Origin of the sequence: Aquimarina aquimarini (genome assembly GCF_900299535.1) — a bacterium.
Lineage (GTDB): Bacteria > Bacteroidota > Bacteroidia > Flavobacteriales > Flavobacteriaceae > Aquimarina > Aquimarina aquimarini.
Genome location: NZ_OMKE01000007.1, coordinates 96413 through 111934, shown reverse-complemented (window position 1 = coordinate 111934; position 15522 = coordinate 96413). Strand labels below are relative to the sequence as shown.

Sequence of the window (15522 nt, the reverse complement as noted above, 5' to 3'; positions counted from 1 at the left end):
AACTACACTACTGGCACCTCCTTAAGCTTTTGCTTTTTTTATATTTTCTATAAATTGATCAAAAAGATATGTCGAATCATTTGGACCTGGGCTTGCTTCTGGGTGATATTGCACAGAAAAACAGTTCTTATTTTTCATTTTTATACCTGCAACTGTATCATCATTAAGATGTACATGGGTAATCTCTACATCTGGATGTTTTTCTGTTTCTTCTCTTCGTATAGCAAAACCATGATTCTGCGATGTTATCTCTCCTTTTTGAGTTATCAGATTTTTAACCGGGTGATTAATCCCTCTATGCCCATTATGCATTTTATAAGTACCAATCCCGTTAGCCAATGCTACCACCTGATGCCCTAAACAAATACCGAATAATGGTAAATCTTTTGCTATAATTTCTTTTGCTGTTGCAATAGCTTGTGTTAAAGGCTCTGGGTCTCCAGGTCCATTTGACAAGAAGTAACCATCAGGATTCCATTCGCTCATCTCTGCAAAAGTAGTATCATAAGGAAACACTTTTATATAAGCATCTCTTTTTGCCAGATTGCGCAAAATATTTTTCTTAATTCCGATATCTAAAGCTGAAATTTTATAGGTTGCATTAGGATCTCCTACAAAATATGGCTCTTTAGTAGATACTTTTGATGCCAATTCCAAACCATTCATATCAGGTACAGCAGCCAATTTTTCTTTTAATTTATCGATATCGTCAATTTCTGTTGAGATAACAGCATTCATGGCTCCATTATCTCTAATATAACTTACCAATGCCCTAGTATCAACATCAGAAATTGCAAGAAGATTATGTTTTTCTAAAAACTCTTGCAGAGAACTATCTGCAAGATCTCTAGAATAGTCATAACTAAAATTTTTGACTATCAAACCTGCTATTTTTATAGAGTCTGATTCTATTTCATGCTTATTGGTTCCATAGTTACCAATATGAGCATTTGTTGTTACCATTAACTGACCATAATATGATGGGTCAGTAAAGATTTCTTGATACCCTGTCATACCGGTATTAAAACACACTTCACCAAAGGCGCTCCCTTCTCTTCCTACAGCTTTGCCATGGAAAATTGTACCATCTGCCAATAAAAGAATTGCTTTTTTCCGAGATTGATATTTCATCTGTTTTAAATAATTGTTTGTTATAATTTGGCGAAATTGATATAATAGCCCCGCTATATCCACCTCCCCTTTTTCAATTTGATATTTATTTTTTTAAAGTCTTTTAATCTAGATTTTTTTTAAAATCTATCAAAAAAAAAGGATAAACGATGAACGTCTATCCTTTACATTATTATGTGCGATTCGCATTTCCCATTTATTCTTCTTCAGAACTAGTGGTTTCAGCTGCTGGCGCAACAGGTGCAGATTCAGTTTTCTTTCCTCCTTTACCTCTTCTCCTTGCTTTTTTCTTAGCAGGCTTACCAGCGTTATATAATTCATTATAATCTACTAATTCGATCATTGCCATATCAGCATTATCTCCTAGTCGATTACCTAGCTTTATAATTCTAGTGTACCCACCTGGTCTATCACCAACCTTAGATGCTACTTCTCTAAACAATTCAGTTACTGCATATTTATTACGCAATTTACTGAATACAATTCGTCTATTATGAGTTGTATCATCTTTAGATTTTGTCACCAAAGGTTCAACAAACTGCTTAAGAGCTTTTGCCTTTGCTACAGTTGTATTAATTCTTTTGTGCTCAATTAGGGAACAAGCCATATTCGCAAGCATTGCTTTACGATGAGCTGTTTTTCTACCTAGGTGATTTACTTTTTTTCCGTGTCTCATGACATTTTAATTTAATCATCATCTTGCATCTACCCACTTTGGGGAGCAAATTATGATGAAATTAGTCTTTATCTAATTTGTATTTTGAAAGATCCATTCCAAAGTTAAGCCCTTTAACGTTCACTAATTCTTCTAGCTCTGTCAAAGATTTCTTACCAAAATTACGGAACTTCATCAAATCATTTTTATTGTAAGATACAAGGTCTCCTAATGTATCTACTTCTGCAGCTTTTAAACAGTTCAACGCTCTTACAGAAAGATCCATGTCGATCAACTTTGTTTTCAACAACTGTCTCATATGAAGTGATTCTTCATCATAAGTCTCAGTCTGTGCTATTTCATCAGCTTCAAGCGTAATACGCTCATCAGAGAATAACATAAAGTGATGTATTAAAATCTTAGCTGCTTCTGTCAATGCATCTTTTGGATGAATTGATCCATCAGTTACAATTTCGAAAACTAATTTTTCGTAATCTGTTTTTTGCTCTACACGATAATTCTCTATACTATACTTTACATTCTTAATAGGAGTGTAAATAGAATCTGTAAAAATGGTACCAATAGGAGCATTCGCTTTTTTGTTTTCCTCAGCAGGAACATAACCTCTACCTTTTTCTATGGTAACCTCAAGATTAAGTGCTACTTTTTTATCCATATTACAGATAACCAGATCAGGATTTAACACTTGAAATCCAGAAATAAATTTCTGAAAATCTCCAGCTGTTAATTGCTCCTGTCCAGAAATAGAAATTGTCACAGACTCATTATCTATATCTTCAATCTGACGCTTGAAACGTACTTGCTTAAGATTTAAGATAATTTCTGTTACATCCTCTACTACACCAGATATTGCAGAGAACTCGTGATCTACACCTTCTATTCTAAGAGAAGTTATAGCAAATCCCTCTAAAGAAGATAGCAAAACTCTTCGTAAAGCGTTACCCACTGTTAATCCATATCCAGGTTCTAATGGTCTAAACTCAAATTTACCATTGAACTCTGTAGAGTCAATCATGATAACTTTATCGGGCTTCTGAAAATTTAATATTGCCATGTTATTGTTTCTTCTTTAGCGTTATTACTTAGAGTATAATTCGACAATGAATTGTTCATTAATATTTTCCGGAATTTGAATTCTAGCCGGAACAGAAACAAATGTCCCCTGTTTTGTATCATTATTAAATGTAATCCATTCATATACCTTACTATTGTTAGCCAATGAATTTTGAATTACTTCTAATGATTTTGATTTCTCTCTTACTCCAACAACATCTCCTGCTCTTAACTGATATGAAGGAATATTTACTTGCTCTCCATTTACAGTTATATGTCTATGAGAAACTAATTGTCTTGCACCTCTACGAGAATTAGACAATCCCATTCTGAAAACCACGTTATCTAAACGAGATTCACAAAGCTGAAGTAACACCTCACCAGTAATACCCTGTGCACGAGTTGCCTTTTCAAACATATTACGGAACTGACGCTCAAGAACACCATATGTATATTTTGCTTTTTGCTTTTCCATTAACTGGATAGCGTACTCACTTTTTTTCCCTCTACGTCTATTGTTTCCATGTTGACCTGGAGGGTAATTTCTTTTTTCGAATGATTTATCATCTCCGAATATCGCTTCACCAAATTTACGAGCGATTTTAGTTTTTGGACCAGTATATCTTGCCATTATTAATAATTTAGTTACTGAGAGTGATTATGAATTAAGGTCTCTTTCCTTCGATAATCTTAATCTCTCATCAATTAGATTTACTTATTATATGTAAAAAGATCCTGAAACAAGTTCAGGATTAGAATTAAACTCTACGTCTTTTTGGAGGACGACATCCATTATGCGGCATTGGCGTAACATCGATGATTTCAGAAACTTCTATTCCAGAATTGTGAATAGAACGTATCGCTGATTCTCTACCGTTACCAGGACCTTTAACGTATACTTTTACTTTCTTAAGACCTGCTTCGATTGCAACCTTAGCAGCATCTTCTGCAGCTAATTGGGCAGCATAAGGAGTGTTCTTTTTAGAACCTCTAAATCCCATTTTACCAGCAGAAGACCAAGAAATAACGTCTCCTTTTTTGTTTGTTAACGACACAATAATGTTGTTAAAAGAAGCAGTTACATGCGCTTCTCCTACAGATTCAACAATTACTTTACGTTTTTTTGAAGTTGACTTTGCCATACTACTTATTATTTAGTCGCTTTTTTCTTGTTAGCAACTGTTTTTCTTCTTCCTTTACGTGTTCTAGAGTTATTCTTAGTACGTTGTCCTCTTAGCGGTAAACCAGCTCTGTGACGTATACCTCTATAGCATCCTATATCCATAAGACGCTTAATATTTAACTGTACTTCAGAACGTAATTCTCCTTCAATGGTATAGGCTCCAACGGCTTCACGAATGCGACCAATTTGGTCATCATCCCAATCAGAAACTTTTATACTATCATCTACTTTGGCAGTTTCTAAAATTTCTTTAGCTCTACTTCTACCAATTCCGAAGATATAGGTTAACGCTATAACTCCTCGCTTTTGTTTAGGTATATCTACCCCTGCAATTCTTGCCATAATTACCCTTGTCTTTGTTTAAATCTAGGATTCTTTTTATTAATTACGTAAAGACGGCCTTTTCTACGCACAATCTTGCACTCGGCACTTCTCTTTTTTATTGATGCTCTAACTTTCATCTTTTTGTTTTTTATATCCATAAAACACATTTTTGTGCTTTATGAACGAAATCAGTAACAAGATTTTTCGGCCTGCAAAAGTACACAAAAAATCTTAAAATACAATATTCTTAATTTATTTAGTATCTATATGTTATACGAGCCTTGGTCAAATCATAAGGACTCATTTCTAACTTCACCTTATCTCCTGGCAATAATTTGATGTAATGCATACGCATTTTACCAGATATATGTGCTGTCACTACGTGACCATTTTCTAGTTCTACACGGAACATTGCATTTGATAATGCTTCAATTATACTTCCGTCTTGTTCTATTGCTGGTTGTTTTGCCATTATGCTACTGCTTTTCGGTTTTTACCCGTTTTCATTAATCCGTCGTAATGTCTGTTTAGAAGGTAAGAATTAACTTGCTGCATTGTATCGATAGCAACTCCTACCATAATTAGCAGAGAAGTTCCACCAAAGAACAATGCCCAACCTTGCTGAACATTTAATAGCTTTACTGCAATTGCAGGAAATATAGCTATTAAGGCCAAGAAAATAGATCCTGGCAATGTAATCTGAGACATTATTTTATCCAAATATTCAGATGTTTCACTTCCTGGACGAATTCCTGGAATAAAACCTCCACTACGTTTTAAATCGTCTGCCATTTTATTTGTAGGCACCGTAATTGCAGTATAGAAATAAGTAAATATGATAATCAACAAAGCAAATACCAAATTATACCAAAATCCAAAAATATCACTAAATGCTGCCACTACTCCTTGAGAAGTTTCAGAATCTGAAAGACCTGCAACTGCTACTGGTACAAACATTATTGCTTGCGCAAAAATAATTGGCATAACACCTGAAGCATTTAGTTTTAATGGAATATACTGGCGAGAACCGAAAACATTTTTTTCGTATCCTCCACCTGCAGTTCGTCTAGCATATTGTACTGGTATTTGGCGCACTGCCATAACTAATAATACCGATGCTAATATTATAACAAACCATATTACTAATTCTATCAATACCATAATCATATCTCCCCCTTCTCCTGATACTCTAGAAGAAAAGTTTTGTACGAATGATTGTGGCAACGTTGCTATAATACCTACCATAATTAATAGAGATATACCGTTACCAATACCTTTATCCGTAATTTTTTCACCTAACCACATTGCAAAAATACAACCTGTAGATATAATGATTACAGAAGATACAACAAAAACAGTTTGACTTATCTCAGTACTAAATGCCGATGCAGGAAGTGTTGCAAACAAATTATAGATATATCCAGGACCTTGAATCAAGGTAATAGCAATAGTTAACCAACGCGTAATTTGGTTGATCTTTTTTCTACCACTTTCTCCTTCTTTTTGTAGTTTTTGCAAATAAGGAATTGCGATACCCATCAACTGCACCACAATGGATGCAGATATATACGGCATAATACCTAGTGCAAACACAGAAGCATTAGCAAACGCTCCTCCTGTAAATGCATTAAGTAATCCCAACAAACCATCTTGGGTTTGAGATCCTAAACTTGCTAACTTCGAAGCATCTATTCCTGGAAGTACAACTTGTGCTCCTAATCGATATACCAATAGCAATCCAAGTGTTACTAAGATTCTATTTTTTAGTTCTTCGATTTTCCAAATGTTTTTTATTGTATCAATAAATTTCATGAATCGTCAATTATAAGGTTACTGCTTCACCACCTGCTGCTTCTATAGCAGCTTTTGCAGTGGATGTAAATTTATGAGCTGAGACTTTTAATTTTGCCTTCAGTTCACCTCTTCCCAATATTTTAACCAAATCATTTTTCCCCGCAAGACGTGTAGCTAAAATCACATCTAAGTCAACAGTATCAGTAATTTTTCCATCATCTACTAATTTTTGTAGTGTGTCTAAATTAATCCCCTGATACTCTTTCCTGTTAATGTTCTTAAAACCAAATTTTGGCACACGTCTCTGAAGTGGCATTTGCCCACCTTCAAAACCAATCTTTTTAGAATATCCAGAACGTGACTTTGCTCCTTTGTGACCACGAGTGGCAGTTCCTCCTTTTCCAGAACCTTGTCCACGACCTACTCGCTTAGTATTGTTTTTTACTGAACCTGCAGCAGGTTTTAAGTTACTTAAATCCATGTGCTTATATTATTTTGTTTCTATCGAAACTAAATGTTTAACTTTATTTACCATCCCAAGGATATTAGGAGTATCATCATGCTCCACAACCTGGCCGATCTTCTTAAGACCAAGAGCCTCTAAGGTTCTCTTTTGTCTTTGAGTACGGTTAATCGCACTTTTTACTTTTGTAATTTTAATCTTTGCCATCGTTCCTGAATTTATCCTTTAAACACTTTCTCCAATGAAACACCACGTTGAACTGCTACTTGTTGCGCACTACGCAATTGTAACAATGCATCAAATGTTGCTTTTACTACATTGTGAGGGTTAGACGATCCTTGGTTTTTAGAAAGTACGTCATGTACTCCTACCGCTTCTAGTACCGCACGTATTGCACCACCTGCAATCACTCCTGTACCAGTAGCAGCGGGCATTAACAATACACGTGCTCCTCCATATTTACCTTTTTGCTCATGTGGTAATGTCCCTTTATGCAATGGTATACGAACCAAATTCTTTTTTGCATCTTCTACTGCTTTTGCAATAGCTTCTGCTACTTCTTTAGACTTACCTAAACCGTGACCTACTACTCCGTTTTCGTCACCTACAACAACTATCGCAGAAAATCCAAAGGCTCTACCACCTTTAGTTACTTTAGTTACACGTTGTACTCCTACTAAACGATCTTTAAGTTCAAGCCCGCTTGGTTTTACTAATTCTGCGTTTTTATATTTTTGATACATAATTTCTTAGAATTTAAGTCCTGCTTCTCTAGCACCGTCTGCTAATGATTTTATTCTACCGTGATACAAATATCCTCCTCTATCAAAGGATACCGTTTCTACACCAGCTTTCTTAGCTTTTTCTGCAAGCGCTTTTCCAACCAAGTTTGCTTTTTCTATTTTATTTCCTGCTGCTGAAGCAATGTCTTTATCTCTTGAAGAAGCTGCACCGATAGTTTTACCAGATACATCATCTATGATTTGCGCATAGATTTCTTTGTTACTTCTAAAAACAGATAATCTAGGACGTTGTTCTGTTCCGTTTACACTACCACGGATACGCTTTCTTATCTTTAATCTTCTTAAATCTTTTGAGAATGCCATAACGTACGTATTATGCAGATTTACCTGCTTTTCTTCTTAATTGTTCTCCTACGAATTTGATTCCTTTCCCTTTATAAGGCTCTGGCTTACGGAAGCTTCTAATTTTAGCAGCTATCTGACCAACCAATTGCTTATCATGAGAACTTAATTTTACGATAGGGTTTTTACCTTTTTCTGAAATAGTTTCAACTTTCACTTCTGGAGCTAAGTCTAATACTATGTTATGAGAGAATCCTAAGGCCAAATCTAGTTTTTGACCTTGATTAGAAGCTCTATAACCTACTCCTACCAATTCTAATTCTTTGGTAAAACCTTCAGAAACACCTATAATCATATTATTGATCAAAGCTCTATACAATCCGTGCTTCGCTTTATGATCTTTAACTTCACTAGGCCTTTCTAAAACTACTTGGCTTTCTTCTACTTTCACTTCGATACTATCGATCTCTTGAGAAAGTTCTCCTAATTTTCCTTTAACAGTAACAACATTACCTTTCACTTCTACAGTGACACCAGACGGAATAGTTACTGGATTTTTTCCTATTCTTGACATTTCTTTTGTCTTTTATACTGTTAATATACGTAACAAAGTACTTCACCACCTACATTCTCTTGCCTAGCTTTTTTACCAGTCATTACTCCATGAGAAGTAGATACTATTGCAATTCCTAATCCGTTAAGAATTCTAGGAATTTCAGAAGATCCAGCATACTTACGTAAACCTGGCTTACTGATTCTCTGCAATTCTTTAATAACCGGTTCTTTGGTTATCTTATCGTATTTAAGTGCTATTTTGATACTACCTTGTGTTGTATTATCTTCAAATTTATAACTTAAAATATATCCTTGATCGAATAATATTTTAGTGATCTCTTTTTTAACCTTTGATGCTGGTATCTCAACAACTCTGTGTTGAGCACTATTTGCATTACGTATTCTGGTTAAATAATCTGCTATAGGATCTGTATTCATTATCTATAATTTATGATATTGGTTTTCGAAAATAGTCCGAACCTTATATCAATTAATTTACTTTATTATTACCAACTAGCTTTTGTTACTCCAGGTATTAGCCCTTTATTAGCCATTTCTCTAAATGTAACACGAGAAATTCCAAACTGACGCATATATCCTTTTGGTCTCCCTGTTAACTTACATCTATTATGCTTACGAACTGGTGATGCGTTTTTTGGCAATTTCTGTAAAGCTTCATAATCTCCAGCTTCTTTTAAAGCTTTTCGTTTTTCAGCATATTTTTCTACAGTTTTAGCTCTTTTCACCTCACGGGCTTTCATTGATTCTTTAGCCATAATTAATTCTTTTTAAAAGGTAATCCTAGTTCGGTTAACAATGATTTTGCTTCTTTATCAGTCTTAGCTGAAGTTTCAAATGTAATATTCATTCCTGAAATTTTATTTACTTTATCAATATCAATTTCTGGAAAAATTATTTGTTCAGTAATTCCTAAAGAGTAATTACCTCTACCATCAAATCCTGTAGCTTTAATTCCACTAAAATCTCTAACACGTGGTAATGCAGAAGTAATTAAACGATCTAAAAATTCATACATTCTTTCTCCTCTTAACGTAACTTTTGCACCTATTGGCATTCCTTTACGTAATTTAAAAGTTGCAACGTCTTTTTTAGAAATCGTAGCTATAGCTTTCTGACCAGTGATTGTTGTCAATTCATCTACCGCGTAGTCAATTAACTTTTTATCAGCTACTGCTGCTCCTACACCTCTACTTAAAACTATTTTCTTAAGTTTAGGCACTTGCATTACATTATCATAGCTGAATTCTTCTGTAAGAGTTGACACTACTTTGTCTTTATACTCTTGTTTTAATCTTGGGATATAAGCCATAACTATATTACTTCATTAGATTTTTTAGAAAATCTTACTTTCTTATCTCCTTCTACTCTATATCCAACTCTAGTAGTTTCTCCTTTTGAAGTTAACAACGATAGGTTAGAAATATGAATAGGAGCTTCTTGCTTTACAATACCTCCTTGTGGGTTTGCTGCACTAGGCTTTTTGTGTTTAGATACTAAATTGATACCTTCTACAATCGCCTTATTTTTATCTTTCAATACTTTTTGAACTACCCCTTCTTGACCTTTATTGTCTCCAGCGATAACTCTTACTGTATCTCCTGATTTTATTTTTAGCTTTGTCATTTTCACAACTATTATTAAAGCACTTCTGGCGCTAGTGAAACAATCTTCATGAATTGCTTATCACGAAGTTCTCTTGCAACTGGACCAAAAACACGGGTTCCTCTCATTTCTCCTGTAGGGTTCAAAAGAACACATGCATTGTCATCGAAACGAATGTAAGAACCGTCAGGTCTACGCACTTCTTTTTTGGTACGAACTACAACTGCAGTAGAAACGGCTCCTTTTTTAATGTTTCCATTTGGAGTTGCTTCTTTTACACTGACAACTATTTTGTCTCCTACAGAGGCGTATCTTCTTTTTGTACCGCCTAAAACACGAATGACTAAAACTTCTTTTCCACCTGTGTTATCGGCTACTTTTAATCTAGACTCTTGTTGTACCATAATTACTTAGCTCTTTCAATTACTTCTACTAATCTCCAGCATTTGGTTTTACTCATAGGTCTTGTTTCCATGATCTTTACAGTATCACCAATATTGCAATCGTTTTTCTCGTCGTGTGCAACGTATTTTTTCGTTTTTAACACGAACTTTCCGTACATCGGGTGTTTTACTTTTTTAACTTCAGAAACCACAATTGATTTCTGCATTTTGTTACTAGTAACAACTCCTATACGTTCTTTTCTTAAATTTCTTTTTTCCATCTTTCAGCAGAATTAACCGTTTAATTCTCTTTTTGTTAGCTCTGTAGCCATTCTCGCTATAGATCTTCTTACTTTACGCAATTGTAAAGGATTCTCTAATGGAGACATAGCGTGAGCCATTCTTAAATCTGAATACTCTTTTTGAGATTTACCAAGTTCCTCTTGTAATTCAGCTGTAGATAATTCTTTTACTTCTGATTGTTTCATAATCTCTCAAATATTAAGCTTGATAATCTCTAGCTACGATAAACTTAGTTTTTACAGGAAGTTTTTGAGCTGCCAGACGTAATGCTTCTTTAGCAACATCATAAGGCACTCCACTTATTTCGAATAATATTCTTCCTGGTTTTACTACTGCTGCCCAATACTCAACAGCACCTTTTCCTTTACCCATACGTACTTCGAGAGGCTTTTTTGTAATAGGCTTATCTGGGAATATTTTAATCCACAGAGATCCTTCTCTCTTCATATAACGAGTAGCTGAAATACGAGCTGCTTCTATTTGTCTAGCTGTAATAAAACTTGAATCTAATGATTTGATTCCGAAAGTACCGTTAGAAAGTGTATGTCCTCTTTGAGAAAGACCTTTCATACGTCCTTTTTGTTGTTTACGGAATTTTGTTCTTTTAGGCTGTAACATTGTTAATTTACTTTAAAAAATTACTTTCTACGACGTGATTTATTGTTTCCTGAACCACCACGTCCACCTCTGTCACCTTTTCCTTGTTTTTTGGATAAACCAACTAAAGGAGAAAGTTCTCTTTTACCATATACTTCGCCTTTCATGATCCATACTTTCACACCCAATCTACCATAAGTAGTGTGTGCTTCTACCAAAGCATAATCTATGTCAGCTCTAAATGTTGATAAAGGAATACGACCTTCTTTGTAAGACTCTGTACGTGCCATTTCTGCCCCGTTCAAACGTCCTGAAATTTGAATCTTGATTCCTTCTGCATTCATTCTAATCGCTGCTGCAATAGCCATTTTGATAGCACGACGATATGAAATACGACTTTCGATCTGTCTAGCTACACTAGAACCAACCAAAAATGCATCTAATTCAGGTCTCTTGATTTCAAAAATATTGATCTGTACTTCTTTTTCAGTAATCTTCTTAAGCTCTTCTTTCAACTTGTCTACCTCTTGACCGCCTTTTCCGATAATGATACCAGGTCTAGCAGTAGTGATAGTAACGGTTACAAGTTTAAGCGTACGCTCAATAATCACTCTTGATACACTAGCTTTTGATAAACGTGCGTGTACATACTTTCTAATCTTATCGTCTTCGGCAAGTTTATCACCGTAGTCATTACCTCCATACCAGTTGGATTCCCAACCTCTGATGATACCAAGGCGATTTCCGATTGGATTTGTCTTCTGTCCCATAGTTTATATTAGCTTTGTGTATTATTGTTTGCTGCAACCACTATTGTAACGTGGTTAGAGCGTTTTCTTATTCTGTGTGCGCGACCTTGTGGAGCTGGACGAAGTCTTTTTAACATACTTCCTCCATCAACACGGATCTCTTTTACAAAAAGATCAGCATCTTCGATGCTAGCGTCTTCATTTTTCGCCTGCCAGTTAGCTATTGCAGAAAGCAATAGTTTTTCTAAACGACGAGATGCTTCTTTAGGGCTAAATCTAAGAATCTGAAGCGCTTTTTCAACTTTTTCACCACGTACTAAATCCGCAACTAAACGCATTTTTCGAGGTGACGTAGGGCAGTTATTAAGTTTAGCAAAAGCGATCTGCTTTTTCTCCTCCTTAATTCTATCTGCCATTTCTCTTTTACGAACTCCCATGACTTAAATTATTTTTTACCTTTATTTTTAGCACCTGCATGTCCTCTAAAAGAACGTGTTGGCGAAAATTCTCCTAATTTATGACCTACCATGTTCTCGGTAACATATACCGGTACAAACTGGCGACCATTATGAACTGCAATTGTTTGCCCTACAAAGTCAGGAGTAATCATAGATGCTCTAGACCAAGTCTTGATAACAGACTTCTTATTAGCTTCTACATTTGCAGCTACTTTTTTCTCTAACTTATAGTGAACGTAAGGTCCTTTTTTTAATGAACGTGCCATATCTTATTATTTCTTTCTACGTTCTACAATATACTTATTACTCGCTTTCGTTTTAGAACGGGTTCTAAATCCTTTTGCAGGAAGACCTTTTCTAGAACGAGGGTGACCTCCAGAAGAACGTCCTTCACCACCACCCATTGGGTGATCGACAGGGTTCATTGCTACTGGTCTCGTACGTGGACGACGACCTAACCATCTAGTTCTACCTGCCTTACCTCCAACGATCAATTGATGATCACTATTAGATACTGCTCCGATAGTAGCTACACAATTAGCCAACACAAGCCTAACTTCACCAGAAGGTAACTTTACCGTAGCAAACTTACCATCTCTAGCCATAAGCTGAGCAAATGATCCTGCACTACGAGCCATAACAGCTCCTTGTCCAGGGTGTAATTCTATACAAGAAATGATTGTTCCCAATGGGATATCGCTAAGCGGCATTGCATTACCTATCTCTGGAGCTACATTACTACCAGAAACGATATTCTGACCTACTTGCAAACCATTTTGGGCAATAACATAACGCTTTTCTCCATCTTGGTAGTTCAAAAGCGCTATAAACGCAGTTCTGTTTGGATCATACTCTATTGTAGCAACGGTAGCAGGAATCCCCTGCTTATCACGTTTGAAATCAATGATACGATACCTTCTTTTATGACCACCACCTTTGTAGCGTATAGTCATTTTACCTTGACTGTTTCTACCTCCAGATCTTTTTTTCGGAGCCAATAGGCTTTTTTCCGGCTTATCAGCAGTTATGGCGTCAAATCCATTCACTACTCTAAAACGCTGACCTGGGGTAATTGGCTTTAATTTTCTTACTGACATTTTTTAGTCTTAAAGATTACTATATAAATCAATTACTTCACCTTCCGCCACCTGTACAATTGCTTTCTTATAAGCATTCGTTTTACCAGTAACCATACCTGTTTTTGTATAACGAGTATTACGGTCTGGGCGGACATTTATTGTTCGAACTTTAGTAACAGATACACCATAAGCAGCTTCAACTGCTTTTTTGATCTCTACCTTATTCGCTTTTTTATCTACTACAAATCCATAGCGATTAAACACCTCACTATCTGTAGTAGCCTTTTCTGTAATAATAGGTTTTATTAAGATACTCATGGCTTCTATTTACTTAAATTCGTTTCAATTCCTTTCAAAGAACTTTCCAAAAGCACTAAACTACCTGCATTAAGAATTTTATAAGTACTTAATTCTGAGCTAGTTATAACTTCTGAACTTTTCAAATTGCGTGACGACAAATATACATTTTTATTCGACTCTGCCAACACAAACAAAGATTTTTTGTTTTCTAGCCCTAAAGACTTCAAAATAGCTGTAAAATTCTTTGTCTTTATCGTGTCAAAACTAAAATCTTCAACAACCGTAATTGCCTTATCATTTGCCTTGATACTTAAAGCAGATTTTCTAGCCAATCTTTTTAAGTTCTTGTTTAATTTAAAAGAGTAGCTACGTGGTCTAGGACCAAAAATTCTACCTCCACCTTTAAACACAGGAGACTTAATACTACCTGCTCTGGCAGTACCTGTTCCTTTTTGTTTTTTTATCTTTCTAGTACTACCTGTAATCTCTGCACGCTCCTTAGCCTTGTGAGTTCCTTGACGTTGATTTGCCAAGTATTGCTTCACATCTAAGTACACAGCATGATCATTTGGTTCTATACCAAAAACAGCTTCAGAAAGGTCTGCCTTTCTTCCTGTTTCTTTTCCGTTTATATCAATTACCGCTACTTTCATTACTTCTGAATAGTTACATAAGCGTTTTTATGTCCAGGAACACACCCTTTCACAACAAGTAAATTCTTTTCAGGAACTACTTTTAATACTCTTAAGTTTTGAATTTTTACTTTTTCTCCACCCATTCTTCCTGCCATTTTCATTCCTTTGAAAACTCTTGCAGGATAAGATGCAGCACCTATAGAACCAGGAGCTCTTAAACGGTTATGCTGACCATGAGTTGCTTGACCCACACCACCAAAGTTATGTCTCTTTACAACCCCTTGAAAACCTTTACCTTTTGAAGTTGCTGACACATCAACAAATTCTCCTTCAGCAAAATACTCTACTGTTACTGTATCTCCTAATTTGTGCTCCTCATCAAAACTTTTGAATTCAACAACTTTACGTTTTGCAACAGTTCCTGCTTTCTTAAAGTGACCTAAAGCCGCTTTAGTAGCATTTTTGTCCGCTTTGTCATCGAAACCAAGCTGAATAGCTTCATAGCCGTCAACTTCTTTAGTTCTGACTTGGGTAACCACGCATGGTCCAGCTTCGATTACTGTACATGGAATGTTTTTTCCATTCTCATCGAAGATGCTGGTCATACCGATCTTTTTTCCTATTAACCCAGACATATTTAATTATTTATTAATGATTTACTAATTCTGTATTGAAACATTAACTTTTCAACACACTTTAATTTATTTGCAAAAAAACAGGGTCAAAACACGTTCAACCCTGAATGTATTTTTTTGCCGTTTTTCCTTTGCATACAGCGCAGGACATTTTATCGTAAGTTTTACTGCTTACCTCAAAGTCATATCAAACTTTGATCTCCACTTCAACTCCACTTGGTAACTCAAGCTTCATCAACGCATCAATCGTTTTTGAAGACGAGCTATATATATCCAATAGCCTTTTATAAGAACTCAATTGAAATTGCTCTCTAGACTTCTTATTTACGTGCGGAGAACGTAGCACAGTAAAAATCTTCTTATGTGTTGGTAAAGGAATTGGCCCAGTTACTACAGCACCAGTACTCTTTACAGTCTTTACAATTTTCTCAGCAGACTTATCTACCAAGTTATGATCGTAAGATTTTAGTTTTATTCTAATTTTTTGACTCATTTC

30 protein-coding genes are annotated in these 15522 nt (G+C 35.4%); all 30 read right to left on the bottom strand.

What is annotated here, in order from left to right:
* Positions 1 to 21: 21 nt before the first annotated feature.
* The 30 genes from carA to rpsJ all read right to left on the bottom strand — a co-directional run bounded on the left by carA (position 22) and on the right by rpsJ (position 15519).
* A complete protein-coding gene (carA, locus tag DG508_RS02840) occupies positions 22 to 1131 on the bottom strand; it encodes a glutamine-hydrolyzing carbamoyl-phosphate synthase small subunit (RefSeq protein ID WP_108866684.1) in 1110 nt (369 codons plus the stop codon).
* 196 nt (positions 1132 to 1327) lie between these two features.
* Positions 1328 to 1807 (bottom strand): 50S ribosomal protein L17, encoded by a 480-nt coding sequence (gene rplQ / locus DG508_RS02835; protein WP_108866683.1) that lies wholly within the window; start codon positions 1805 to 1807, stop codon positions 1328 to 1330.
* Between the two features lie 61 nt (positions 1808 to 1868).
* Entirely contained in the window at positions 1869 to 2861 is a 993-nt protein-coding gene (locus DG508_RS02830) for a DNA-directed RNA polymerase subunit alpha (protein WP_108866682.1), read from the bottom strand.
* Between the two features lie 24 nt (positions 2862 to 2885).
* Positions 2886 to 3491: a 30S ribosomal protein S4 gene (gene rpsD, locus DG508_RS02825; protein WP_108866681.1), complete on the bottom strand. Its 606-nt coding sequence runs from the start codon at positions 3489 to 3491 to the stop codon at positions 2886 to 2888.
* A 127-nt stretch (positions 3492 to 3618) separates the two neighbouring features.
* Positions 3619 to 4002, bottom strand: a complete 384-nt coding sequence (gene rpsK / locus DG508_RS02820; protein WP_027392532.1) for a 30S ribosomal protein S11 — start codon at positions 4000 to 4002, stop codon at positions 3619 to 3621.
* Between the two features lie 8 nt (positions 4003 to 4010).
* Positions 4011 to 4385, bottom strand: coding sequence for a 30S ribosomal protein S13 (rpsM, locus tag DG508_RS02815; RefSeq protein WP_103863699.1), 375 nt, complete (start codon positions 4383 to 4385; stop codon positions 4011 to 4013).
* Between the two features lie 2 nt (positions 4386 to 4387).
* Positions 4388 to 4504, bottom strand: coding sequence for a type B 50S ribosomal protein L36 (gene ykgO / locus DG508_RS02810; RefSeq protein ID WP_013621733.1), 117 nt, complete (start codon positions 4502 to 4504; stop codon positions 4388 to 4390).
* Between the two features lie 119 nt (positions 4505 to 4623).
* Positions 4624 to 4839, bottom strand: a complete 216-nt coding sequence (gene infA / locus DG508_RS02805; RefSeq protein WP_008613577.1) for a translation initiation factor IF-1 — start codon at positions 4837 to 4839, stop codon at positions 4624 to 4626.
* Positions 4839 to 6179 (bottom strand): preprotein translocase subunit SecY, encoded by a 1341-nt coding sequence (secY, locus tag DG508_RS02800; protein WP_108866680.1) that lies wholly within the window; start codon positions 6177 to 6179, stop codon positions 4839 to 4841. Before secY ends, infA begins: the two co-directional genes overlap by 1 nt.
* Before the next feature lie 10 nt (positions 6180 to 6189).
* On the bottom strand, positions 6190 to 6642 hold the full coding sequence (gene rplO / locus DG508_RS02795; RefSeq protein ID WP_108866679.1) for a 50S ribosomal protein L15: 453 nt from the start codon (positions 6640 to 6642) through the stop codon (positions 6190 to 6192).
* A 9-nt stretch (positions 6643 to 6651) separates the two neighbouring features.
* Complete coding sequence (gene rpmD / locus DG508_RS02790; protein ID WP_103863696.1) at positions 6652 to 6831, bottom strand: 50S ribosomal protein L30; 180 nt, start codon at positions 6829 to 6831, stop codon at positions 6652 to 6654.
* 11 nt (positions 6832 to 6842) lie between these two features.
* Complete coding sequence (rpsE, locus tag DG508_RS02785) at positions 6843 to 7367, bottom strand: 30S ribosomal protein S5 (protein WP_103863695.1); 525 nt, start codon at positions 7365 to 7367, stop codon at positions 6843 to 6845.
* A 6-nt stretch (positions 7368 to 7373) separates the two neighbouring features.
* Positions 7374 to 7730 carry a 50S ribosomal protein L18 gene (gene rplR / locus DG508_RS02780; RefSeq protein ID WP_108866678.1) on the bottom strand — a complete coding sequence of 119 codons (357 nt, stop codon included), beginning with the start codon at positions 7728 to 7730 and terminating at the stop codon, positions 7374 to 7376.
* A 10-nt stretch (positions 7731 to 7740) separates the two neighbouring features.
* Entirely contained in the window at positions 7741 to 8283 is a 543-nt protein-coding gene (gene rplF / locus DG508_RS02775) for a 50S ribosomal protein L6 (protein ID WP_103863693.1), read from the bottom strand.
* Positions 8284 to 8303: 20 nt separating this feature from the next.
* Complete coding sequence (gene rpsH / locus DG508_RS02770) at positions 8304 to 8702, bottom strand: 30S ribosomal protein S8 (RefSeq protein ID WP_108866677.1); 399 nt, start codon at positions 8700 to 8702, stop codon at positions 8304 to 8306.
* Positions 8703 to 8770: 68 nt separating this feature from the next.
* Positions 8771 to 9040, bottom strand: a complete 270-nt coding sequence (rpsN, locus tag DG508_RS02765; RefSeq protein WP_108866676.1) for a 30S ribosomal protein S14 — start codon at positions 9038 to 9040, stop codon at positions 8771 to 8773.
* Between the two features lie 2 nt (positions 9041 to 9042).
* Positions 9043 to 9594, bottom strand: a complete 552-nt coding sequence (rplE, locus tag DG508_RS02760; RefSeq protein ID WP_108866675.1) for a 50S ribosomal protein L5 — start codon at positions 9592 to 9594, stop codon at positions 9043 to 9045.
* Between the two features lie 2 nt (positions 9595 to 9596).
* Positions 9597 to 9908, bottom strand: coding sequence for a 50S ribosomal protein L24 (gene rplX / locus DG508_RS02755; protein WP_108866674.1), 312 nt, complete (start codon positions 9906 to 9908; stop codon positions 9597 to 9599).
* A gap of 14 nt (positions 9909 to 9922) precedes the next feature.
* Positions 9923 to 10291 carry a 50S ribosomal protein L14 gene (gene rplN, locus DG508_RS02750; RefSeq protein ID WP_025741865.1) on the bottom strand — a complete coding sequence of 123 codons (369 nt, stop codon included), beginning with the start codon at positions 10289 to 10291 and terminating at the stop codon, positions 9923 to 9925.
* Between the two features lie 2 nt (positions 10292 to 10293).
* The gene (gene rpsQ / locus DG508_RS02745; RefSeq protein ID WP_034243856.1) at positions 10294 to 10551 is read right to left on the bottom strand and encodes a 30S ribosomal protein S17; all 258 of its coding nucleotides are present in this window, start codon (positions 10549 to 10551) and stop codon (positions 10294 to 10296) included.
* Between the two features lie 12 nt (positions 10552 to 10563).
* Entirely contained in the window at positions 10564 to 10758 is a 195-nt protein-coding gene (rpmC, locus tag DG508_RS02740; RefSeq protein ID WP_108866673.1) for a 50S ribosomal protein L29, read from the bottom strand.
* Between the two features lie 13 nt (positions 10759 to 10771).
* On the bottom strand, positions 10772 to 11191 hold the full coding sequence (gene rplP, locus DG508_RS02735; protein WP_108866672.1) for a 50S ribosomal protein L16: 420 nt from the start codon (positions 11189 to 11191) through the stop codon (positions 10772 to 10774).
* 20 nt (positions 11192 to 11211) lie between these two features.
* Positions 11212 to 11940, bottom strand: coding sequence for a 30S ribosomal protein S3 (gene rpsC, locus DG508_RS02730; RefSeq protein WP_103863687.1), 729 nt, complete (start codon positions 11938 to 11940; stop codon positions 11212 to 11214).
* 8 nt (positions 11941 to 11948) lie between these two features.
* Positions 11949 to 12356: a 50S ribosomal protein L22 gene (rplV, locus tag DG508_RS02725; RefSeq protein WP_103863686.1), complete on the bottom strand. Its 408-nt coding sequence runs from the start codon at positions 12354 to 12356 to the stop codon at positions 11949 to 11951.
* Between the two features lie 8 nt (positions 12357 to 12364).
* Positions 12365 to 12643: a 30S ribosomal protein S19 gene (gene rpsS / locus DG508_RS02720; RefSeq protein WP_019386271.1), complete on the bottom strand. Its 279-nt coding sequence runs from the start codon at positions 12641 to 12643 to the stop codon at positions 12365 to 12367.
* A gap of 6 nt (positions 12644 to 12649) precedes the next feature.
* Positions 12650 to 13474, bottom strand: coding sequence for a 50S ribosomal protein L2 (rplB, locus tag DG508_RS02715; RefSeq protein WP_103863685.1), 825 nt, complete (start codon positions 13472 to 13474; stop codon positions 12650 to 12652).
* A gap of 9 nt (positions 13475 to 13483) precedes the next feature.
* Complete coding sequence (rplW, locus tag DG508_RS02710) at positions 13484 to 13774, bottom strand: 50S ribosomal protein L23 (protein ID WP_108866671.1); 291 nt, start codon at positions 13772 to 13774, stop codon at positions 13484 to 13486.
* Positions 13775 to 13779: 5 nt separating this feature from the next.
* Positions 13780 to 14409: a 50S ribosomal protein L4 gene (gene rplD, locus DG508_RS02705; protein ID WP_108866670.1), complete on the bottom strand. Its 630-nt coding sequence runs from the start codon at positions 14407 to 14409 to the stop codon at positions 13780 to 13782.
* Positions 14409 to 15026 carry a 50S ribosomal protein L3 gene (gene rplC / locus DG508_RS02700; RefSeq protein ID WP_108866669.1) on the bottom strand — a complete coding sequence of 206 codons (618 nt, stop codon included), beginning with the start codon at positions 15024 to 15026 and terminating at the stop codon, positions 14409 to 14411. The genes rplD and rplC overlap by 1 nt, the downstream gene beginning before the upstream one ends.
* 187 nt (positions 15027 to 15213) lie before the next feature.
* A complete protein-coding gene (rpsJ, locus tag DG508_RS02695; RefSeq protein WP_010181931.1) occupies positions 15214 to 15519 on the bottom strand; it encodes a 30S ribosomal protein S10 in 306 nt (101 codons plus the stop codon).
* Between the last annotated feature and the right edge of the window lie 3 nt (positions 15520 to 15522).